Source organism: Streptomyces sp. NPDC001492, assembly GCF_053597275.1.
The window spans coordinates 29,411-49,504 of the sequence record NZ_JBSFHW010000013.1 but is presented as its reverse complement, the minus strand read 5'-3'; the positions used below and the strand labels follow the sequence as shown (position 1 = coordinate 49,504).

Genomic DNA, 20,094 nt, shown 5'->3' with positions numbered 1-20,094 from the left:
AGAGTTAAATGGGGTTGAGTGGAATGGCCTGTTCCAGCCCCTGGCGGGAGAGGCGGAGTCACCCCCCGGCGCCCGTCCCGCTCCCCGGCACCCCGCCGACGGTGAACCCGATCACCGCTCCGCCCCCCTCCCGCTGAACCGCGAACGGCGCCCCGCCGTGCGCCAGGGCGACCTCCCGCACGATCGACAGACCCAGCCCCGAACCTGGCAGGGACCGAGCGTCGGCCGCGCGGTAGAAGCGGTCGAAGACACGGATCAGGTCGCCGTCGGCGATTCCGGGGCCGCGGTCGAGGACCTCCACGCGCACGGTGCCCGACCGGGCGGGCCCGGAGACGGCGATCTCGATGGGCCCGTTGCCGTCGCGGTCGAACTTGGCGGCGTTCTCGACGAGGTTGGAGATCGCGCGCTGCAACATCCCGGGCCGTCCGTCGGTCGTCGTGTCGCCGCTCACCCGGACCGTGATCTGCCGCCCTCCCCCGCTCATGGGGGTCCCCCATCGCCGCCGCCCGAGATCGGCCACGTCCTCCGCGATGTCCGCGAGGTCGACCCGCTGCGGCGGCTCGGTGTCGGACTGCCCGGCCGCCAGGTCCACCAGCTCGTTGACCAGGTCGGTCAGTTCGCGCGCCTCCTGGCCCAGGTCCGCGACCAGCTCGTCGCGGGTGGCCGGGGGAAGCTCGTCGATCCGGCGCAGCAGGGAGATGTTCGTACGGAGCGAGGTGAGCGGCGTGCGCAGTTCGTGGCCCGCGTCCTGGACCAGGCGCCGCTGGTCCTCCTCCGACTGGGCGAGGCGGCCCAGCATGCGGTCGAAGGCGCGGCCGAGGCGGCCCACCTCGTCGTAGCCGGTGACGGGCACCTCGATGCCCAGCTGCCGGGTGCGGGCGACGTCCTCGGCGGCCGAGGTGAGCAGGATCAGACGGCGGGTGATGCGCCGCGCCAGCCACCAGCCGAACAGACCCGCCGCGATCACCACCGCGCACATCAGGATCAGTGTGCGCTGCTGCAGCGCCCGCAGCAGGTCCTCGGTGTCGCTGAACTCCTGCGCGACCTGCACCGCGCCCCGGCCGGTGCCGAGCGAGACGGTCGCGATGCGGTAGACGTCCGTGTCGACGTCGACGTCCTTGTGCTCGACCAGCTTCCCGGCCTTCCGGGCGGCCGCGACCGACCGGTCGGCGGCGACCACCGGCAGCCCGGGGCTGCCCGGGTCGACGACCTTGCCGTCCGCCCCCAGCACCTGCACATCCGTACGGGCGGGCCGCACGATGTCGTGGCCCGGTGCCGAGGAGGAGAAGTCGTCCGTCGTCATCCGGTGCTGCCGCACCTCGTCCCGCAGGTCCTGGACGACCTGGTCGAACACGGACTCCTGGTCCACCCGCACCAGCCGGGCCGCGGCGCTGTACGACAGCACGCCGACCAGCACCGTGACGGCGGCGGTGACCGCCGCGAACGAGACCGCGAACGTGGTGCGCAGGGAGACCAGCCCGGGCCGTCTTCTCGCCAGCAGCCGCCTGATACTGCCCACTAGTCTTCCCGCAGCACGTAACCCACACCGCGCACCGTGTGGATCAGCGCCGGTGCGCCCGGCTCGTCCAGCTTGCGGCGCAGATAGCCGACGTACACGGCGAGGTTCTTGGAACCGGGTCCGAAGTCGTAGCCCCAGATGCGGTCGTAGATGGTGGAGTGGTCGAGGACGATCCCGGCGTTGCGCACGAGCAGCTCCAGCAGCTCGAACTCGGTCCGCGTGAGCTCCAGCTCGCGCTCGCCGCGCCAGGCCCGCCGCGCCTGTACGTCCATGCGCAGTCCGGCGGCCTCGATCTGCCGGTCGGAGGCCGCGGGCAGCTCCTTCGGGACGTCGGCCAGGGCCGCGGGGTCCGTGCTGCTCCGGCGCAGCAGCGCCCGCAGCCGGGCGAAGACCTCCTCGACGTCGAACGGCTTGACCACGTAGTCGTCGGCGCCCGCGTCCAGGCCCGCGATGCGGTCGGCGGTCTCGACGAGCGCGGTCAGCATGAGGATCGGCGTGCGGTCGCCCTCGGCGCGCAGCACCCGGCAGACCTGCAGCCCGTCGATGCCGGGCATCATCACGTCGAGCAGGAGCACGTCCGGCGGGGTCTTGTGGGCCTGCGCCAGCGCCTCGACGCCGTCGGCGACCGCGGTCACCTGGTAGCCCTCCAGGCTCAGGGCGCGTTCCAGGGCGTGACGGATGGCGCGGTCGTCTTCGGCGAGCAGCACAGTTTGGGGCACGTACCCATACTGCCAATTCATCCGGGGGTTCAGCGGAGGACGGTGGCCGTACGATCTGCCTTTTTACCCGCCTCTCACCGTCACACGAGCAACCCGACGGTCCCTCCTACCGTCCTCTCACTGAAGGGGCGGACAGCGCGGCCAGCTGCTCGGCGAACGGCACCACCTCGAAACCGCCCGTCCTTGCCGGGGCCTTCGCCGGCCGCGCCAGGCCGCCCATCAGACCGGCCAGCTCGCCGGCCGCCCGTTCGATGCGCCCGTCCAGGCCCTCCGCGCCCCAGTCCTCCGAGGCGGCGTAGACCCCGGTGGGGACGACCACCGCGCGCAGGTGGGCGAAGAGCGGACGCAGCGCGTGCTCCAGCACCAGGGAGTGCCGGGCCGTGCCGCCGGTCGCCGCGATCAGCACCGGCCTGCCCGTCAGCGCGTCCTTGTCGAGCACGTCGAAGAAGGACTTGAACAGCCCGCTGTACGAAGCCGAGAACACGGGAGTGACGACGATCAGCCCGTCCGCCTGCGTCACGGCGTCCAGCGCGGCGGAGAGTTTCCTCCCCGGGAAGCCGTTGGTGAAGTTGTGCGCGATCTCCACGGCGAGGTCGCGCAGCTCCACGACCTCGATGTCGACCGGGGTCTGCCGGCCCACGGCGGCGGCGAGCCGGTCGCCCAGCAGCCGGGTGGACGACGGGACGCTCAGCCCCGCCGAGACGACGACGAGTTTCATACGGCGGCCTCCTCCTTCTCCGCGGCGGCCTTCAGCGACGCGTGCGTCGGCGCCTCGGGCACGTCCGCCGGACGCCCGGCGGCGAACTCCTTGCGCAGCACCGGCACGACCTCCTCGCCCAGCAGGTCGATCTGCTCCAGCACGCTCTTCAGCGGCAGCCCGGCGTGGTCCACCAGGAACAGCTGGCGCTGGTAGTCACCGGCGTACTCCCGGAAGGACAGGGTCTTCTCGATCACCTGCTGCGGGGACCCGACGGTGAGCGGGGTCTGGTCCGTGAAGTCCTCCAGGGAGGGCCCGTGGCCGTAGACCGGCGCGTTGTCGAAGTACGGCCGGAACTCCCGCACCGCGTCCTGCGCGTTGTGCCGCATGAACACCTGGCCGCCCAGGCCGACGATCGCCTGCTCGGGGGTGCCGTGTCCGTAGTGCGCGTACCGGGTCCGGTACAGCTCGACCATCCGCTTGGTGTGGTCGGCCGGCCAGAAGATGTTGTTGTGGAAGAAGCCGTCGCCGTAGAACGCGGCCTGCTCGGCGATCTCCGGCGAGCGGATCGAGCCGTGCCAGACGAACGGCGGGACGCCGTCCAGCGGGCGGGGCGTGGAGGTGAAGCCCTGCAGCGGGGTGCGGAACTTGCCCTCCCAGTTCACGACGTCCTCGCGCCACAGCCGGCGCAGCAGGGCGTAGTTCTCGATGGCGAGATTGATGCCCTCGCGGATGTCCTGGCCGAACCACGGATAGACCGGTCCGGTGTTGCCGCGGCCCATCATCAGGTCCACCCGGCCGTCGGCCAGGTGCTGGAGCATCGCGAAGTCCTCGGCGATCTTCACCGGGTCGTTGGTGGTGATGAGGGTCGTGGAGGTGGACAGGATCAGCTTCTCGGTCCGCGCGGCGACATAGCCGAGCATCGTGGTCGGCGACGAGGGCACGAACGGCGGGTTGTGGTGCTCACCGGTCGCGAAGACGTCGAGGCCGACCTCCTCGGCCTTCAGCGCGATGGCGACCATGGCCTTGATGCGCTCGCGCTCGGTCGGCGTACGCCCGGTGGTCGGGTCCGGCGTGACGTCGCCGACGCTGAAGATCCCGAACTGCATGGTCGCTCAACCTCCAAGTTGTTGACTGTTCAACTATAGCCGCTCAACCGTCACCCCGGCCCCCTTATTCCGGCGATTGTCAGTGCCCCGTCCTACGATCCCGACATGGCCGCCCCACGCCGTGACACCCGAGGCATCGTCGGCGCCGCGGACTTCCTCGCGCACGTGGACTTCCGCCGCCCGGACCCCGCCGAGCCGCTGCGCCGCCATGTCGAGCACTACTGGCTGATCGACTGGGACCTGGACGCGCCGTACGTCTCGCACGTGGTCCCGCACCCCGCGGTCCACCTCGTCTTCCAGCAGTTCGCGGACCAGGAGCCGTTCGTCGAGGTCGCCGGCGTCCAGCACGGGCTCTTCGCGCAGAAGCTGGAGGGGCGCGGCCGGGTGTGCGGCATCAAGTTCCGGCCCGGCGGCTTCCGCCCCTTCGCACCCGCGCAGGCGGTGAGCGAGTGGACGGGCCGGCGGGTCCGTTTCCCCGAGGTCTTCCCGACGGCGGATCTGGCGGCCGTCCTCACGCCGGCCGACGAGGCCGCCCGCATCGCCGCCCTCGACACCTTCCTGCTCTCCCTCTCCCCCCGCCCCGACCCCCAGGCCGACCTGGCGATGACCCTGGTCGAGCGCATCCGCACCGACCGCACGATCCGCCGCGTCGCCGACTTCGCCCGCACCGAGGGGATGTCCGTACGGCTGCTCCAGCGGCTGTTCGCCGGGTACGTCGGCGTGGGCCCGAAGTGGGTCATCCTGCGCTACCGCATCCATGAGGCCCTGGAGCACGCGGAGACGGACCGCGAGGTGGACTGGGCGGCCCTGGCGGCCGACCTCGGCTATGCCGACCAGGCCCACCTGGTGCGGGACTTCACGGCGACGGTCGGGGTGCCGCCCACCGCCTACGCCGCCAGAACCTCCGGCTAGCCAAATCCCCTTGACGCCCGGCGGCCCACTCCGCATATTTATCTGCGTGACACAGATTCTTCGTAACGCAGCGGAAAGTCCTCCGCTCTCCACCCGTGCCCGCTGGGCCGTCCTCGCCGTCGTGCTCGCCGCCGACGTCCTCGACCTCCTCGACGCGACGATCACCAACATCGCCGCGCCCACCATCACCCGCGACCTCGGCGGCGGCGCGAGCCTCGTCCAGTGGCTCGGCGCCTCCTACGCCCTCGCGCTCGGCGTGCTGCTGGTGCCCGGCGGACGGCTCGGCGACAAGTACGGGCGCCGACGGCTGTTCCTGACCGGACTCGCCGGCTTCGTCGCCGCCTCACTGGCCTGCGGGCTCGCCCCGAACCCGACCTCGCTGGTCCTCGCCCGGCTGGTCCAGGGCGCCTTCGGGGCGCTCGTCATCCCGCAGGGCTTCGGCATCCTCGGCGCGACCTGGCCGCGCGAGGAGATCGGCAAGGCGTTCAGCCTGTTCGGGCCGGTCATGGGCCTGTCCGCGGTCGGCGGCCCGATCCTCGCCGGCTTCCTCGTCGACGCCGACCTCGCGGGCCTCGGCTGGCGCCCCATGTTCCTGATCAACCTGCTCCTCGGCGGCGCCGCCCTGCTCGCCGCCGTCCGGCTGCTCCCCCGCGACACCGGCGACCCGTCCGTCCGCGTGGACATCCCGGGTGCGGCCCTGCTCGGCGGCGCGATGCTCGGCCTGCTCGGCGGCCTCATCGACGGCTCGGCGTCCGGCTGGACGACCCGCCCGCTCGCCCTGCTGCTGCTCGGTCTCGCGCTGTTCGCCGCCTTCTGCCACCGCCAGCGCACCGCCGCCGAACCCCTGATCCGCCCGACCCTGCTCCGCAACCGCGGCTTCACCTCGGGCCTGGTCCTCGGCGTCCTCGCCTTCGCCGCGGTCGCCGGCCTCCTCTACGTCGTCTCCCTCCACCTCCAGCGAGGCCTCGGCCGCTCCCCCGCCGGCACCGCACTCGGCCTGATCCCGCTCTCCGCGGGCATCGTCCTCGCGTCCATCGCCTGCTACCGGCTGATCCACACCCACGGCCGACGGCTCGTCGTCGCCGGACTGCTGATGATCCTGGGCGGCTGCGGCTGCCTCGCCCTCCTCCCCGAAGGGTCCGGCTGGATGCTCGTCCCACCCCTCCTGCTGACCGGCCTCGGCATGGGCACCTGCTTCGGCACGGTCTACGACGTCACCATCGGCGACATCGCCCCCGAGGAGGCCGGCAGCGCGAGCGGCTCCCTCAACGCGGTGCAGCAGCTCGCCAACGCGGTCGGCGCGGCAGCCGTGACCACCGTGTACTTCAAGGCGGTCGACGGCGGCGAGACCCACGCCCTGCTGATGAGCCTCGCCGTGGTCGCCGCGGCCGTCGCCCTGTGCCTGCCCCTCGTACGACTGCTGCCGCACAAAGCCCCGCAAGGGGACCACTAGGCAGGACCTAGGGAACGAGCACCAACCGGCCGCGCACCCCGCCCTCCGCCAGGCGGGCGTGCGCCTTCACCGCGTCCTCCAGGGCGTACGTCTCGGCCACCCGCAGCGTCAGGACCCCCGCGTCCACCAGCCCCGCCAGCTCGGCCAGCCCGGCCCCGTCGGCGCTCACCTCCACCGCACCGGTCCGCACACCCCGCACGGACGCCGGGGCCGCCTGCGGGATGACGCCGACGTACGCGCCCCCGTCCCGCACCCACTCCAGCGCCGCCTCGCCGAGGACCGCCGCGTCCAGCACGGCGTCGACGCTCCCCGCCCCGACGGCACCGGAGGCGAAGTGCGCGGCCCCCAGGGACCGTACGAGCTCCTCGTCGTCCTCCCTGGCCAGCGCGGTCACGGTCACCCCCCGATGGGCGGCGAGCTGCACGGCGAACCCGCCGACCGCACCTGCGGCCCCCGTCACCAGCAACGACTGCCCCGCCGTCAACTCCAGCAGATCCAGGGCCTGTACGGCGGTCAGGGCGTTCAGCGGCAGCGTCGCCGCGTGCACGGCGTCCACCGTGGCCGGCGCCTTCGCCACCGCGTCCGTGTCGACGACGACGTACTCGGCGTGCGTGCCCAGCGGCTTCACCATGCCGTGGTCCAGCGCCACCACCGCGTCGCCGACGCTCCACGCCGTGGCCACTCCCGTCGCGTCCACGGTCCCGGCGACGTCCCAGCCGAACCCGATCTGCTTGCCCGCACCCCCGAAGGCACCGGCCCGCACCCCCGCGTCCACCGGGTTCACGGCGGCCGCCGCGACCCTGATCCGTACCTGCCTGGCCGCCGGCTCCGGCACCTCCACGTCCACGAGCTCCACGGCCTCGGGCCCGCCGAACGTCCTCACCACTGCAGCACGCATGGTCATTGCTCCCGTAAAGAGACTCTTCGAACGGTTTTGCTTGGTTCCGCTCTGCGTGCAACAACCCTAGGAAGAGCTACTATCCAGGAGGAAGTAGTTACCTGGAGGTGCCTACCTCACCGGGAGGAGAGCCATGGCGACCATGACCGCGGCCCAGAAGCGCGAACAGGCCCGCGTGGAGTACGACGCGTTCCTCCGCGCCTGCCCCACCAACCAGCTCCTCGACCGCCTCAGCGACAAATGGGTCAGCCTCGTCCTCGCGGCCCTCACCTCCGGCCCCATGCGCTACAGCGACCTCAGCCGCAAGATCGCGGGCGTGAGCCCCAAGATGCTGACGCAGACACTGCGTTCACTGGAACGCGACGGCATCCTCACCCGCACCGTCACCCCGTCCGTACCGGTCCGCGTCGACTACGAACTCACCGAACTCGGCGGCAGCCTCGCCCAGTTGCTCACCGCCGTGAAAACCTGGGCCGAAACCCACTTCGACGAGGTCCACGAGGCCCGCGAACGCTACGACACAGGGAACGCCTGACCGCTCACGCCTCGCCCGCCCGCAGCCGAGCGACCTGCCGCGCGCTGAACTCCACCGTGCGCCGCATGTGCCCGATGACCACGGCGAGTTCGGCGTCGTCCAGTTCCTCGAAGAGGGCGGACCAGCCGCCGCCCAGCCGCTCCCACATCCGCCCGAACTCGGCGATCCGCTCCGGCACGGTCGCCACCAGCACCCGCCGCCGGTCCTGCGCGTCCCGCTCCCGTACGACGTAACCCGCCTTCTCCAGCCGGTCCACCAGCCGCGTCGCCGAACCGGTCGTCAGCCCCGTCATCTCGGCGATCCGGCCGCTGGTCACCGGCCCGCCCTCCAGCGTCAGCAGATTCAGACACTGCAGATCCGTGGGGTGCAGCCCCAGATGGTCGGCCACGGCCTGGTTGAAGAGGGCGTACGAGGCCATGTAGCGACGCGAGACACCGGTCAGCTCGTCGAGCAGCCGCTCCCGCACGTTCCCGGCCATGCCCCGCTCCTCTTCGCCCCACTTCATCTGCGCCGTGCAGGAATCGTACGACCCGGCCTCCCTAGAAGGAGTACTCGTCCCCGGTGGCGAGCACCAGCACCCGCTGCCGGTCGTTGTGCCGGTGCCGGTCGACGGCGCCCCCGTTCCACGCCGTGTCGATCTCCACCCGCACCTCCGGCGGCGCACCCCGCAGCCGTACCCGCAAGCGGATCTGCCGGGCCACGGAATTCGCGGCCAGCGCCCCCACCCGGCACAGCATCACCCGCGCCCCCGACCGCACACACCCGGCCGGCAGCGCCTGCTTGTTCACCGGCGCCGCCGACCAGCGCAGCCGCACCGTCGCGTCCGGCACCGCGGACGGCCCGTAATTGCGCGGCGTGAGCCGCAGGTCCACCCGGCCGCCGGACATGGCGACGACACCGTGATACGCCAGATCGGCCTCGGGCGCACCGACGGCACCGCCCGGCACAGCAGCCGCCATCACCAGGGCGGCAGCCCCGACCACAGGAACCCGCATCCTCCGCATACCGCCACTCCTCACTCCACGCAGTCGTACGGATGTATCCCACGCGGAGCACAGGGCAGGCGCCGTCCAACAGGTGACAGGACACCTGCCGGTGAAAGTCGGCATGCCAAGCTGCAGGCATGCTCGTCGCCCGCTCCGCCGCCCTCTTCGTCGTCGCCGCCCTCTTCGAGATCGGCGGCGCCTGGCTGGTCTGGCAGGGCGTGCGGGAACACCGCGGCTGGCTGTGGATCACCGGCGGCATCCTCGCCCTCGGCGCCTACGGCTTCGTCGCCACCTTCCAGCCCGACGCCCACTTCGGCCGCATCCTCGCCGCGTACGGCGGCATCTTCGTCGCCGGCTCGATCCTGTGGGGCATGGTCGCCGACGGCTACCGCCCCGACCGCTGGGACGTGACGGGCGCACTGGTGTGCCTCGCCGGCATGGCTCTCATCATGTGGGCGCCGCGGAACGGCGGCTGAGCCTCACTTACGCTGGACGGAGCCGACCGCCGACCGAACACCTGGAGCACCGCATGGCACCCGCACCGTCCGCCGCCTCCCGCATCGCCGTCGTGACGGGTGCGAGCAGCGGAATCGGCGCCGCCACGGCCCGGCAGCTCGCCGCAGCCGGCTACCGGGTCGTCCTCACCGCCCGCCGCAAGGACCGCATCGAGGCGCTGGCCGAGGAGATCAACGCGGCCGGCCACCAGGCCACGGCGTACCAGCTGGACGTCACGGACCGCGCCGCGGTCGACGAGTTCGCGACGGCTTTCAAGACCATCGGTGTCCTGGTCAACAACGCCGGCGGCGCACTCGGCGCCGACCCCGTCGCCACCGGCGACCCCGCCGACTGGCGCGCGATGTACGAGACGAACGTCATCGGCACCCTGAACGTCACCCAGGCCCTGCTCCCCAAGCTGGTGGCGAGCGGCGACGGCACGGTCGTCGTGCTCTCCTCCACCGCCGGCCTCAGCACCTACGAGGGCGGCGCGGGCTACGTCGCCGCCAAGCACGGCGCCCACGTCCTCGCCGAGACCCTCCGTCTGGAGATCGTCGGCCAGCCCGTCCGCGTCATCGAGATCGCCCCCGGCATGGTCAAGACCGACGAGTTCGCCCTCACCCGCTTCGGCGGCGACCAGGCCAAGGCGTCGAAGGTCTACGAGGGCGTCGCCGAACCCCTCACCGCCGACGACGTCGCGGACACCATCACCTGGGCCGTCACCCGCCCCCACCACGTCAACGTCGACCTCCTGGTCCTCCGCCCGCGCGCGCAGGCCTCCAACACGAAGGTCCACAGGGAGCTGTGATGGCGGAAGACGCCGAGCGGGAGGCGGAGCAGCAGCGCCTGCGGCTGGAGAAGAAACGCGAACGCTACGTCTGGTACTACCTCGCGTACTTCCTCTTCGGCATCCACATCGTGGCCTTCGTGATGATCTACGCGGTGCTGCACGCCAAGTAGGCATAGGGTCACAGCCTGTGGACCGACACATAGCTTTCGACGCGCTGCACAACTTCCGTGACCTGGGCGGCTACACGACCCCGGACGGCCACCGCATCCGCCCCGGACGCCTGTACCGCGCCGACTCCCCGGGCAAGCTGACCGAGGGCACACAGGACTGGGACCGCTTCCTCTCCCTCGGCATCCGCACGGTCATCGACCTGCGCCACCCGTGGGAGGCGGAGGCGCGCGGACGCGTCCCCTCCCACCCCTCCTTCGCGTACCACAACCTCAGCATCGAGCACCGCGCCTACGAGCAGGCGGTCCAGGCCCCCGACGTCGACCCCGGCCCGTACCTGGCGGAGCGCTACATGGAGGTGGCGGAGGACGGCGTGAAGGAGATCCGCCGGGCCCTGGAACTGGTGGCGGAGGCAGCGGAATCGGACACCCCGCTGGTCTTCCACTGCGCGTCGGGCAAGGACCGCACGGGCCAACTGGCCGCGCTGATCCTGACGTTGCTGGGCATCCCGGAAGAGACCGTCATCGAGGACTACAGCCTCACCGAACTGGCCACCCCGGCCATCCTCGCCTCCTGGAAGTCGAGAAACGACGGCCGCGAACCGACCTGGCCGGGCTTCGGTCGCGCCCCGCAGCAGGTGATGCGCACCTTCCTGGCCTCCATGAAGCAGCGCTACGGCTCGCTGGAGGACTACATCACGCGGGAACTCTCCCTGGACGCAGAGGCGTTGGCGGCAACCCTGCGCACGGCCCTCCTGGAACCCCGGCCCATCGACTGGCCGACTCTCACCTTCCGCAAGGCGACCCCGCCCGACGCCCGCACCCTCGTCCGCCTCCGCGACTCGGCCGCGCTCTGGCAGTTGGCCCGGGGAATCGACCAGTGGAAGCCGGGCGAGAAGGACGAGACCCACTTCCGCACGCGCATGCAGGAGGGTGAGGTCTGGCTGGCCCACGCGGGCGGCCACCTGGCGGGCGCCTGGGAACTCTGGTGGGAGGACGAGGCCGCCTGGGGCCCCCGCCCCGCCGACGCGGGCTACATCCACCGCCTGATGACCACTCCGCACACGGCCCCACCGGGCACAGGCCGCCACATGCTGACGGAGGCGGAGTCCCGCATAGCCGCCACGGGCCGCCCGTACGCCCGCCTGGACTGCCTGGCCTCCAACCCGCGGCTGTGCGCGTACTACGAGTCGGCGGGCTACAAGGTCGTAGGCGAACAGCTGGCGAAGGACGGCGGGTTGGGGAGCCCGTATGCGGTGACGCTGCTGGAGAAACGGCTCCATTGAGGGAATGAGGGCCCGAGCCATCCGGCTCGGGCCCATGAGCGGCGCACGGCAGTCGGCCGCGTCAACCCTTCACGCAGACGACCTGCTTCAGCTTCGCCACGACCTCGACCAGGTCCCGCTGCTGGTCGATGACCTGCTCGATCGGCTTGTACGCGCCCGGGATCTCGTCCACGACGCCGGAGTCCTTACGGCACTCCACGCCCCGCGTCTGCTCCTCCAGGTCCTTCGTCGTGAAGCGCCGCTTGGCCGCGTTGCGGCTCATACGCCGACCGGCGCCGTGCGACGCCGAGTTGAAGGCCTTCTCGTTGCCGAGGCCCTTCACGATGTACGAACCCGTGCCCATGGAGCCGGGGATGATCCCGTACTCGCCGGAGCCCGCGCGGATCGCGCCCTTACGGGTGACGAGCAGATCCATGCCCTCGTAGCGCTCTTCGGCAACGTAGTTGTGATGAGCGCTGATCTCCGGCTCAAAGGTCGGCTTCGCCTTCCGGAACTCCTTGCGGATCACGTCCTTCAGAAGCGCCATCATCAGGGTGCGGTTGTACTTCGCATACTCCTGCGCCCAGAAAAGGTCGTTCCGGTAGGCCGCCATCTGCGGGGTGTCCGCCACGAAGACAGCGAGGTCACGGTCGACGAGGCCCTGGTTGTGCGGCAGCTTCTGGGCAACGCCGATGTGGAACTCGGCGAGTTCCTTGCCGATGTTCCGCGACCCCGAGTGCAGCATCAACCAAACAGAACCGGTCGTATCCGTGCAAACTTCGACAAAGTGGTTGCCACTTCCGAGCGTACCCATCTGCTTTTCGGCGCGTTCGTGACGAAATTTGACCGCTTCGGCGATCCCGTCGAACCGCCCCCAGAAGTCGTCCCACCCCGCAGTACCGAACCCATGCAGCCGCCCCGGCTCCACAGGACTGTCATGCATCCCCCGCCCCACCGGAATGGCCTGCTCGATCTTCGACCGGAGCCGCGACAGGTCCCCCGGCAGATCATTGGCGGTCAGCGACGTCTTCACCGCCGACATCCCGCACCCGATGTCCACCCCCACCGCCGCGGGACAAACAGCCCCCTGCATCGCGATGACGGACCCGACCGTCGCCCCCTTCCCGTAGTGCACGTCCGGCATCACGGCCAGGCCCTTGATCCACGGCAGTGTCGCGACATTGCGGAGCTGCTGGAGGGCCACGTCCTCGACCGTCGCAGGGTCGGTCCACATGCGGATCGGGACCTTCGCGCCCGGCATCTCTACGTACGACATATCGTCCTCATTCCCCCGAAAACATGACAGAAGTCTTAGATCGCAAAACCGGCGCCAAGGTCGATGAAAAAGGACAACGGACCGGCGTCCACGGCAGTGCGTGCGATACACATTGTCTCCAGTGGACGCCCCCGCGCGGCAAGCGATTAACCAGCGGGGGCACTGGAGCAACGGCACAGAGCCACCGTCGAGAGGAGCCCGACCGTGCAGCGGAAGGCGTACGTATCCGGCGTCGCCGCGCTCCTCGTGGCGCTGCTGGCCGGCTGCACAGGCGGTTCGGGCGGTGGCGGTGCGACGGATGACGCGAATCCCGGCAACGCCGGTACGGCGAGCGTCGTGGCGCAGCCGGGCAAGTACCGCACGCTGCCGGGGCCGTGCAGTGCGGTGAGTCAGGAGACGCTCGATTCGCTGTTGCCCGGCATCAAGCAGATTGCCGATGCGGACCAGCGGGAGAAGGCGTACGAGGGTGAGGCCACGCTCGCGTTCGACAACGACCGCAAGGCGGGTTGCCGCTGGAAGGTCGACTCGACGACCGCGACCGACCGGCTGCTGGTCGATTTCGAGCGTGTCGTCTCCTATGACAACTCGGTGAGCGACGACACCCAGGCGCAGGAGTTGTTCGCGGAGAAGGAGACGGCGGCCGACCTGCCGGAGCCGACGAGTTCGGAGAGTGGTTCCGGCTCCGCTTCCACTCCCTCTGCCAGTTCCAGCCCCAGCGCCGGTTCCAGTTCCTCGGCGTCGGTCTCCCCTTCCGGCTCCGGCTCACAGTCCGCCTCGTCGTCCGCGACCCCGGCCAATCTCCAGCCCCGCACGCTCGACGATCTCGGTGACGAGGCGTTCCTGAACGACGCTCTGAGTGGCTCGGGTTCGACGGCCCGGCAGCGCACGGTGACTGTGGTGTTCCGCACGTCCAACGTGATGGTGACCATCGAGTACGAGGAGCAGCCGGCTGCCGTCGGCGTGGTGCCGGACAGCAAGGAAATGCAGGACAGGGCCCGGAATCTGGCTGCGCAGCTGGCGGACACGCTGGGTGGTTAGGGGTCGCTGGGGTGCCTCGGGCGCCCCTTCGTCATGCTGAAGAACCGGAAGCACACAGTTTCCTCACCGCGTACGGTGGCTCCTCGGACCCGATCCGCCGACCTCAGGAACCACAGCGTCATGAGTGAAGGAACCATGCAGCGACCAGCAGAGCGAGACCAGCGCAACCGGCGTAAGAAGCGAGTGGGGCGGTCAGGCCGTCTACTTGTGGGCGCGGTCGCAGTCCCCGTGATGGTGTTCGCCGCGGGCTGCTCCTCAGACTCCGGCTCCGGTGACGGGGACAGCAAGGGCGCGAGCGCCGGCGAGACGGCTCCGGCGACGGCGAGTACGGCGCCGACGGTGCAGGCGGCGGCGTACAAGAAGCTGCCGGATTCGTGTGGGGTGCTGTCGAAGAAGACACTGACGTCGCTCGTACCGAAGGGCGTCAAGTCGGGCAAGGCGGGCAAGTCCGGTGATACGGCGACGCGGGCGAGCTGTTCGTGGAGCAGTCTGGACAACAACGGTGTGAAGGGCTCGCAGTTCCGCTGGCTCAATGTGTCGCTGCTGCGCTTCGAGTCGGATGCGACGCGTGGTGAGGGCAACCAGTTGGCGCACGCCTACTTCGAGAAGCAGGTGAAGGACGCCCAGGGGGCTCAGGGTGCGAAGAACCTGAAGTCGGAGCCGGTTGCCGGGACGGGTGCCGAGGCGACGCTGGTGCGCTACGACCTGAAGAAGAAGGAAGGCGCCTTCAAGCAGCAGACGGTGGTGGCGCGCGTCGAGAACGTGGTGATCACGCTGGACTACAACGGTGCGGGTCTGGCGGGTGAGAAGACCCCGAGCGCGGACGATCTGGTGAAGGTCGCGGAGGCGGCAGCCAGGGAGGTGGTGGCCTCGGTGTCGGCGGCGAACGGTGACGGAGGCGCGGGTACGGGGGGTGGTGCGGGCACGGCGAAGCCCTCGCCTTCCGGGTCGGCGTCGAAGTCGGCCTCGACGTCTCCTTCGAAGTCCGCTTCGGCCTCTCCCTCCTCCTCAGCGTCGAAGAAGAGCTGACTGTCACATCTGGGCCGTGTGTGGACGCCAACTCGCAGCTCAGCACCGTTTTTTGATGGAGCCCGGCCCCCTGCGGGGGTCGGGCTCCATCCGTACCGTTACCTCGTTCGGCGTACACATGTGCCACTCTGTTGCGCGCAACAGCACGCAATGGGAGGGGAGTACGGGTGGCCGCGCCACTGCAGCTGACTCGGATGCACCGCGTTCTCATCGGCGTGGTCGTTTCCGGCGCCGTGATCATCGCCGGCATCGGCTTCGCCGGTTCGTATGCGGCGGTCCGCGAGTTGGCCATCAAGAAGGGTTTCGGGAACTTCTCGTATGTCTTCCCGATCGGCATCGACGCGGGTATCTGTGTCCTGCTGGCCCTGGATCTTCTCCTGACGTGGATCCGTATTCCGTTCCCGCTGCTGCGTCAGACGGCGTGGCTGCTGACGGCGGCGACGATCGCGTTCAACGGTGCGGCGGCCTGGCCGGACCCGTTGGGTGTGGGGATGCACGCCGTGATCCCGGTGCTGTTCGTGGTGTCGGTCGAGGCGGCCCGCCATGCCATCGGCCGTATCGCGGACATCACGGCGGACAAGCACATGGAGGGTGTCCGGCTGACGCGGTGGATGCTCTCGCCGATTCCGACGTTTCTGCTGTGGCGCCGGATGAAGCTGTGGGAGCTGCGCTCCTACGAGCAGGTGATCAAGCTGGAGCAGGAGCGGCTGGTCTATCAGGCGCGGTTGCGTTCGCGCTTCGGGCGGGCGTGGCGGCGTAAGGCTCCGGTGGAGTCGCTGATGCCGCTCAGGTTGGCGCGGTACGGGGTTCCGCTGGCGCAGACGGCTCCGGAGGGGCTGGCGGCGGCGGGCATCGAGCCGGCGTTGCTGCCGCCGGCGCCGCAGATCGCCCGGCCGGTGGAGAGCCGTCCCGCGGTGGCGGCGCCGGTTCCGCAGCCGGTGGAGCAGTTTGTTCCGGAGGCGCAGTTGCCGGAGCAGAGCCAGTGGCTGCATGCCCGGCATCCCCAGCAGGTGGAGTACCACGGCGACTACGACCCGACGTACGACCCGGAGCAGTACGCCCAGTGGTTCGATGAGCAGCAGCAGGCCGAGCAGTACCAGCAGGAGCAGTACCGGCAGGAGCAGTTCCCGGAGCAGCCGGTGTACGAGGAGCCCTCTCCGGAGGAGACGGGCAGCTTCCCGATTCCGGCCGGCCCGGGGCGCACCCGTGAGCTCGGCGAGGGCGGTGGCCCGCCGGAGCCGGACGAGGACGCGTACTACCAGGTTTTCCGTGAGTCGATAAAGAGCGGGAACGGGGCGCCCACTCCTCGCGGGTTCATCGCCGATGTGGAGGCGACGTACAACGTCTCTCTTCCGCAGCGTGAGGCCGAGCAGATGGTGAATCGCTTCTCCAACCGGCTCAACGCAGAGCTGGCGGAAGAGCACATCGCGTAGGCGTGCCGCATGAGAAAGCGCCCGGTGCCGTGCGGCACCGGGCGCTTTCTCGTGGCGTCACTCCCCGAGCAGGGCCCGTACCCGCTCCTGCCCGACCGCGAGCAGCAGCGTGGGCAGTCGCGGGCCGGTGTCGCGGCCGACCAGCAGGTGGTACAGCAGGGCGAAGAAGGTCCGCTGGGCGGTCTTGATCTCCGGCGGGAGTTCCTTGGGCGTGGCGTCGGCGGGGAATCCGGCCTGCACCTTCGGTACGCCGTAGACGAGGTGGGTGAGCCCGTCGAGCGACCAGTGGTCGGCGAGGCCGTCGGTCAGCAGCCGCAGGGACTGCTGGGAGGCCTCGTCGAGGGACTTGAGCAGGTCGGCGTCGGGTTCGTCGCGCACGATGGTCCGCTGGTCGGCGGGGACGTGCGTGTTGATCCAGGCCTCGGCCTTGTCGTAGCGAGGGCGGGCCTCGTCGAGGGAGCCGAGCGGGTTGGCGGGGTCCAGTTCGCTGAGGATCCGCAGGGCCTGGTCCTCGTGGCCGGCGGTGATGTCGGCGACGGAGGCCAGGGTGCGGTACGGCAGCGGGCGGGGTGTCTTCGGCAGTTCGCCGCCGGCGGTGCGCACGGCACGCGAGTGGGCCGCGATGTCCGCCGGGAGGGCCGACCCGTCGGCGACCTTGGCGTCGAGCTTGTCCCACTCGTCGTAGAGGCGCTGGATCTCCTGGTCGAAGGCGATCTTGAAGGACTGGTTGGGGCGGCGGCGGGCGTAGAGCCAGCGCAGGAGCTGCGGCTCCATGATCTTCAGGGCGTCGCCGGGGGTGGGCACGCCACCGCGCGAGGAGGACATCTTGGCCATGCCGCTGATGCCCACGAAGGCGTACATCGGTCCGATGGGCTGCTTGCCGCCGAAGATCCCGACGATCTGTCCGCCGACCTGGAAGCTGGATCCCGGGGAGGAGTGGTCGACGCCGCTCGGCTCGAAGATCACGCCCTCGTAGGCCCAGCGCATGGGCCAGTCGACCTTCCAGACCAGCTTGCCGCGGTTGAACTCGTTCAGCCGGACGGTCTCGGAGAAGCCGCAGGCGGTGCAGGCGTAGGTCAGCTCGGTCGTCTCGTCGTCGTAGGAGGTGACCGTCGTCAGGTCCTTCTCGCAGTTGCCGCAGTAGGGCTTGTACGGGAAGTAGCCGGCGGAGCCGGACGAGCCGTCGTCCTCGCCGGCGGCTCCGGAGCCCTCGGCGGCCTCCAGTTCGGCCTCGTCGACGGGCTTCTGCTGCTTGGGCTTGGCCGGGGCCTTCTTGGTGCGGTACTGGTCGAGGATCGCGTCGATCTCGGCGCGGTGTGCGACGGCGTGCAGGATCTGCTCGCGGTACACGCCGGAGGTGTACTGCGCGGTCTGGCTGATGCCGTCGAACTCGACGCCCAGCTCGGCGAGCGACTCGATCATGGCGGCCTTGAAGTGCTCGGCCCAGTTGGGGTGCGCGGATCCCTTGGGGGCGGGCACGGACGTCAGCGGCTTGCCGATGTGCTCGGCCCAGGCCTCCTTGTCGACCCCGGGGATGCCCTCCGGCACCTTGCGGTAGCGGTCGTAGTCGTCCCAGGAGATCAGGTGGCGGACCTGGTACCCGCGGCGCCGGATCTCGTCGGCGACGAGGTGCGGGGTCATGACCTCGCGGAGGTTGCCGAGGTGGATCGGGCCGGAGGGCGACAGGCCGGACGCGACGACGACAGGTTTGCCGGGGGCCCGACGCTCCGACTCCTCGATGACGTCATCCGCGAAACGGGAGACCCAGTCGGCGGTCTCGGTGCTCTGAGCCACGATCGGCACGTCCTTCTTTCTCCGGGGCAGCCAGTACGGTCAACGGCTGACATCCCATACTCCCAGACCGCATCGCGCCCGGGAAAACCGCTTTACCCTCCGTGGGATACTTGCTGGGTCTATCGATTCCCACGAGGAGAACGGCACCCCTTCCTATGGCCTCGGTCAAGTCCCTCAGCGACTCCGTCCAGCAGCATCTTGCGTCCGCGCTCTCGGCCACCCTGCCGGAGGCCGCCGGAGCGGACCCGCTGCTGCGACGTAGTGACCGGGCCGACTTCCAGGCCAACGGGATCCTGGCGCTGGCGAAGAAGGCGAAGGCGAACCCGCGGGAGCTGGCGGCCCAGGTCGTCTCCCACATCGTCACCGGTGAGGGGCTGATCAAGGACGTCGAGGTCTCCGGGCCCGGCTTCCTCAACATCACCATCTCGGACCGGGCGATCACTCAGACGCTCGCGGCGCGTGCCGCCGACGGCGACCGGCTCGGTGTGCCGCTGAAGGAGAACCCGGGCATCACGGTCGTCGACTACGCGCAGCCGAACGTGGCGAAGGAGATGCACGTCGGCCATCTGCGGTCCGCGGTGATCGGTGACGCCCTGCGCGGCATGCTCGACTTCACCGGCGAGCAGACGATCGGCCGGCACCACATCGGCGACTGGGGCACCCAGTTCGGCATGCTCATCCAGCATCTGATCGAGCACCCCGGCGAGCTGGCTCCGGCCGACGAGGTCGACGGCGAGCAGGCCATGTCGAACCTGAACCGGGTGTACAAGGCCTCGCGCGCGGTCTTCGACTCCGACGAGGAGTTCAAGGAGCGGGCGCGCAAGAGGGTCGTCGCGCTGCAGTCCGGCGACAAGGAGACCCTCGAACTGTGGCAGCGGTTCGTGGACGAGTCGAAGGTCTACTTCTACTCGGTCTTCGAGAAGCTGGACATGGAGATCCGCGACGAGGAGATCGTCGGCGAGTCCGCGTACAACGACATGATGGCGGAGACGGCACGGCTCCTGGAGGAGTCGGGTGTGGCCGTGCGCTCCGAGGGCGCGCTGGTGGTCTTCTTCGACGAGATCCGCGGCAAGGACGACCAGCCGGTGCCGTTGATCGTGCAAAAGGCGGACGGCGGCTTCGGCTATGCGGCCTCCGACCTGTCCGCGATCCGCAACCGCGTCTTCGACCTGCACGCCTCGACGCTGCTGTATGTCGTGGACGTACGGCAGTCGCTGCACTTCAAGATGGTCTTCGAGACGGCCCGGCGGGCCGGCTGGCTGAACGAGGGCGTCACCGCGCACAACATGGGCTACGGCACGGTGCTGGGCGCGGACGGCAAGCCGTTCAAGACGCGTGAGGGCGAGACCGTACGGCTGGAGGACCTGCTGGACGAGGCGGTGCAGCGGGCCGCCGAGGTGGTCCGGGAGAAGGCGCAGGACCTCACCGAGGACGAGATCCAGGAGCGGGCCGCGCAGGTCGGCATCGGTGCGGTGAAGTACGCGGACCTGTCGACGTCGCCGAACCGGGACTACAAGTTCGACCTGGACCAGATGGTGTCGCTGAACGGCGACACGTCGGTGTATCTGCAGTACGCCTACGCCCGTATCCAGTCGATCCTGCGCAAGGCCGGGGAGACGAAGCCGGCCGCGCACCCGGAGCTGGAGCTCGCCCCGGCGGAGCGGGCGCTCGGCCTGCACCTGGACGCGTTCGGGGACACGGTCTTCGAGGCGGCCGCGGAGTACGCGCCGCACAAGCTGGCCGCGTACCTGTACCAGCTGGCTTCGCTGTACACGTCGTTCTACGACAAGTGCCCGGTGCTGAAGGCCGAGACGCCGGAGCAGGTGGAGAACCGTCTGTTCCTGTGCGACGTGACGGCCCGCACCCTGCACCAGGGCATGGCGCTGCTGGGGATCAGGACGCCCGAGCGGCTCTGAGGCCCGTACCGGCCGGCGTGCCGCGGCCCGCCCTCTCCACCGGGAGGGCGGGCCGCGGCGCGT

General features: G+C 70.1%; 20 protein-coding genes. 11 read left to right on the top strand and 9 right to left on the bottom strand.

Going from position 1 to position 20,094, the window contains the following annotated elements; all coding sequences use genetic code 11:
* Positions 1 to 58 precede the first annotated feature (58 nt).
* The 4 genes from ACWC1K_RS18410 to ACWC1K_RS18395 all read right to left on the bottom strand — a co-directional run bounded on the left by ACWC1K_RS18410 (position 59) and on the right by ACWC1K_RS18395 (position 4,044).
* Positions 59 to 1,519 (bottom strand): ATP-binding protein, encoded by a 1,461-nt coding sequence (locus ACWC1K_RS18410; RefSeq protein ID WP_450832529.1) that lies wholly within the window; start codon positions 1,517 to 1,519, stop codon positions 59 to 61.
* On the bottom strand, positions 1,519 to 2,226 hold the full coding sequence (locus ACWC1K_RS18405; RefSeq protein ID WP_450832737.1) for a response regulator transcription factor: 708 nt from the start codon (positions 2,224 to 2,226) through the stop codon (positions 1,519 to 1,521). Before ACWC1K_RS18405 ends, ACWC1K_RS18410 begins: the two co-directional genes overlap by 1 nt.
* Before the next feature lie 118 nt (positions 2,227 to 2,344).
* Complete coding sequence (locus ACWC1K_RS18400; protein WP_450832528.1) at positions 2,345 to 2,956, bottom strand: FMN reductase; 612 nt, start codon at positions 2,954 to 2,956, stop codon at positions 2,345 to 2,347.
* The gene (locus ACWC1K_RS18395; protein ID WP_450832527.1) at positions 2,953 to 4,044 is read right to left on the bottom strand and encodes an LLM class flavin-dependent oxidoreductase; all 1,092 of its coding nucleotides are present in this window, start codon (positions 4,042 to 4,044) and stop codon (positions 2,953 to 2,955) included. The genes ACWC1K_RS18400 and ACWC1K_RS18395 overlap by 4 nt, the downstream gene beginning before the upstream one ends.
* Positions 4,045 to 4,149: 105 nt before the next feature.
* On the opposite strand from ACWC1K_RS18395, the gene ACWC1K_RS18390 reads away from it, so the two are divergent.
* Together ACWC1K_RS18390 and ACWC1K_RS18385 are read left to right on the top strand one after the other, a co-directional pair.
* Positions 4,150 to 4,956, top strand: coding sequence for an AraC family transcriptional regulator (locus ACWC1K_RS18390; protein WP_450832525.1), 807 nt, complete (start codon positions 4,150 to 4,152; stop codon positions 4,954 to 4,956).
* A 46-nt stretch (positions 4,957 to 5,002) separates the two neighbouring features.
* Positions 5,003 to 6,409, top strand: coding sequence for an MFS transporter (locus tag ACWC1K_RS18385; RefSeq protein WP_450832524.1), 1,407 nt, complete (start codon positions 5,003 to 5,005; stop codon positions 6,407 to 6,409).
* A gap of 7 nt (positions 6,410 to 6,416) precedes the next feature.
* Here ACWC1K_RS18385 and ACWC1K_RS18380 read toward each other — a convergent pair whose 3' ends face one another.
* A complete protein-coding gene (locus ACWC1K_RS18380; RefSeq protein WP_450832522.1) occupies positions 6,417 to 7,307 on the bottom strand; it encodes an NADP-dependent oxidoreductase in 891 nt (296 codons plus the stop codon).
* 133 nt (positions 7,308 to 7,440) lie between these two features.
* On the opposite strand from ACWC1K_RS18380, the gene ACWC1K_RS18375 reads away from it, so the two are divergent.
* Positions 7,441 to 7,842 (top strand): winged helix-turn-helix transcriptional regulator, encoded by a 402-nt coding sequence (locus tag ACWC1K_RS18375; protein ID WP_450832521.1) that lies wholly within the window; start codon positions 7,441 to 7,443, stop codon positions 7,840 to 7,842.
* A gap of 4 nt (positions 7,843 to 7,846) precedes the next feature.
* On the opposite strand, the gene ACWC1K_RS18370 is transcribed toward ACWC1K_RS18375, so the two are convergent.
* Together ACWC1K_RS18370 and ACWC1K_RS18365 are read right to left on the bottom strand one after the other, a co-directional pair.
* Positions 7,847 to 8,320 (bottom strand): MarR family winged helix-turn-helix transcriptional regulator, encoded by a 474-nt coding sequence (locus ACWC1K_RS18370; protein WP_450832519.1) that lies wholly within the window; start codon positions 8,318 to 8,320, stop codon positions 7,847 to 7,849.
* Between the two features lie 61 nt (positions 8,321 to 8,381).
* Entirely contained in the window at positions 8,382 to 8,846 is a 465-nt protein-coding gene (locus tag ACWC1K_RS18365) for a hypothetical protein (protein ID WP_450832518.1), read from the bottom strand.
* Positions 8,847 to 8,965: 119 nt separating this feature from the next.
* Here ACWC1K_RS18365 and ACWC1K_RS18360 point away from each other — a divergent pair, with 119 nt between their 5' ends.
* Genes ACWC1K_RS18360 through ACWC1K_RS18345 form a run of 4 tightly spaced genes read left to right on the top strand, consistent with a single transcriptional unit; the run spans position 8,966 to position 11,566 of the window.
* Positions 8,966 to 9,304 carry a YnfA family protein gene (locus ACWC1K_RS18360; RefSeq protein ID WP_030945548.1) on the top strand — a complete coding sequence of 113 codons (339 nt, stop codon included), beginning with the start codon at positions 8,966 to 8,968 and terminating at the stop codon, positions 9,302 to 9,304.
* A gap of 53 nt (positions 9,305 to 9,357) precedes the next feature.
* On the top strand, positions 9,358 to 10,131 hold the full coding sequence (locus ACWC1K_RS18355) for an SDR family NAD(P)-dependent oxidoreductase (RefSeq protein ID WP_450832516.1): 774 nt from the start codon (positions 9,358 to 9,360) through the stop codon (positions 10,129 to 10,131).
* The gene (locus ACWC1K_RS18350; protein ID WP_351462750.1) at positions 10,131 to 10,283 is read left to right on the top strand and encodes a hypothetical protein; all 153 of its coding nucleotides are present in this window, start codon (positions 10,131 to 10,133) and stop codon (positions 10,281 to 10,283) included. Before ACWC1K_RS18355 ends, ACWC1K_RS18350 begins: the two co-directional genes overlap by 1 nt.
* Positions 10,284 to 10,300: 17 nt before the next feature.
* The gene (locus tag ACWC1K_RS18345) at positions 10,301 to 11,566 is read left to right on the top strand and encodes a GNAT family N-acetyltransferase (protein WP_450832514.1); all 1,266 of its coding nucleotides are present in this window, start codon (positions 10,301 to 10,303) and stop codon (positions 11,564 to 11,566) included.
* 61 nt (positions 11,567 to 11,627) lie between these two features.
* Here the strand turns inward: ACWC1K_RS18345 and ACWC1K_RS18340 are convergent, their stop codons facing one another.
* Positions 11,628 to 12,821: an RtcB family protein gene (locus tag ACWC1K_RS18340; protein WP_450832512.1), complete on the bottom strand. Its 1,194-nt coding sequence runs from the start codon at positions 12,819 to 12,821 to the stop codon at positions 11,628 to 11,630.
* Positions 12,822 to 13,025: 204 nt separating this feature from the next.
* Here ACWC1K_RS18340 and ACWC1K_RS18335 point away from each other — a divergent pair, with 204 nt between their 5' ends.
* The 3 genes from ACWC1K_RS18335 (at position 13,026) to ACWC1K_RS18325 (ending at position 16,321) form a co-directional block, all read left to right on the top strand.
* A complete protein-coding gene (locus ACWC1K_RS18335) occupies positions 13,026 to 13,859 on the top strand; it encodes a DUF3558 domain-containing protein (RefSeq protein WP_450832511.1) in 834 nt (277 codons plus the stop codon).
* Positions 13,860 to 13,979: 120 nt separating this feature from the next.
* Positions 13,980 to 14,888, top strand: coding sequence for a DUF3558 family protein (locus ACWC1K_RS18330; RefSeq protein ID WP_450832510.1), 909 nt, complete (start codon positions 13,980 to 13,982; stop codon positions 14,886 to 14,888).
* Between the two features lie 167 nt (positions 14,889 to 15,055).
* On the top strand, positions 15,056 to 16,321 hold the full coding sequence (locus ACWC1K_RS18325; RefSeq protein ID WP_450832509.1) for a DUF2637 domain-containing protein: 1,266 nt from the start codon (positions 15,056 to 15,058) through the stop codon (positions 16,319 to 16,321).
* 57 nt (positions 16,322 to 16,378) lie between these two features.
* On the opposite strand, the gene lysS is transcribed toward ACWC1K_RS18325, so the two are convergent.
* On the bottom strand, positions 16,379 to 18,124 hold the full coding sequence (lysS, locus tag ACWC1K_RS18320) for a lysine--tRNA ligase (RefSeq protein ID WP_450832507.1): 1,746 nt from the start codon (positions 18,122 to 18,124) through the stop codon (positions 16,379 to 16,381).
* Positions 18,125 to 18,270: 146 nt separating this feature from the next.
* Between lysS and argS the strand changes: the two genes are divergently transcribed.
* Positions 18,271 to 20,031, top strand: a complete 1,761-nt coding sequence (gene argS, locus ACWC1K_RS18315; RefSeq protein WP_450832505.1) for an arginine--tRNA ligase — start codon at positions 18,271 to 18,273, stop codon at positions 20,029 to 20,031.
* The last annotated feature ends 63 nt before the right edge of the window (positions 20,032 to 20,094 follow it).

Excerpts from the sequence above, each read along its gene's own strand:
- ACWC1K_RS18375 (WP_450832521.1), top strand. The coding sequence starts at position 7,441 with ATGGCGACCATGACCGCGGCCCAGAAGCGCGAACAGGCCCGCGTGGAG.
- ACWC1K_RS18355 (WP_450832516.1), top strand. The coding sequence starts at position 9,358 with ATGGCACCCGCACCGTCCGCCGCCTCCCGCATCGCCGTCGTGACGGGT.
- ACWC1K_RS18365 (WP_450832518.1), bottom strand. The coding sequence starts at position 8,846 with ATGCGGAGGATGCGGGTTCCTGTGGTCGGGGCTGCCGCCCTGGTGATG.
- ACWC1K_RS18390 (WP_450832525.1), top strand. The coding sequence starts at position 4,150 with ATGGCCGCCCCACGCCGTGACACCCGAGGCATCGTCGGCGCCGCGGAC.
- ACWC1K_RS18400 (WP_450832528.1), bottom strand. The coding sequence starts at position 2,956 with ATGAAACTCGTCGTCGTCTCGGCGGGGCTGAGCGTCCCGTCGTCCACC.
- ACWC1K_RS18395 (WP_450832527.1), bottom strand. The coding sequence starts at position 4,044 with ATGCAGTTCGGGATCTTCAGCGTCGGCGACGTCACGCCGGACCCGACC.
- ACWC1K_RS18350 (WP_351462750.1), top strand. The coding sequence starts at position 10,131 with ATGGCGGAAGACGCCGAGCGGGAGGCGGAGCAGCAGCGCCTGCGGCTG.
- ACWC1K_RS18380 (WP_450832522.1), bottom strand. The coding sequence starts at position 7,307 with ATGCGTGCTGCAGTGGTGAGGACGTTCGGCGGGCCCGAGGCCGTGGAG.
- ACWC1K_RS18330 (WP_450832510.1), top strand. The coding sequence starts at position 13,980 with ATGAGTGAAGGAACCATGCAGCGACCAGCAGAGCGAGACCAGCGCAAC.
- ACWC1K_RS18370 (WP_450832519.1), bottom strand. The coding sequence starts at position 8,320 with ATGGCCGGGAACGTGCGGGAGCGGCTGCTCGACGAGCTGACCGGTGTC.
- ACWC1K_RS18360 (WP_030945548.1), top strand. The coding sequence starts at position 8,966 with ATGCTCGTCGCCCGCTCCGCCGCCCTCTTCGTCGTCGCCGCCCTCTTC.
- argS (WP_450832505.1), top strand. The coding sequence starts at position 18,271 with ATGGCCTCGGTCAAGTCCCTCAGCGACTCCGTCCAGCAGCATCTTGCG.
- ACWC1K_RS18340 (WP_450832512.1), bottom strand. The coding sequence starts at position 12,821 with ATGTCGTACGTAGAGATGCCGGGCGCGAAGGTCCCGATCCGCATGTGG.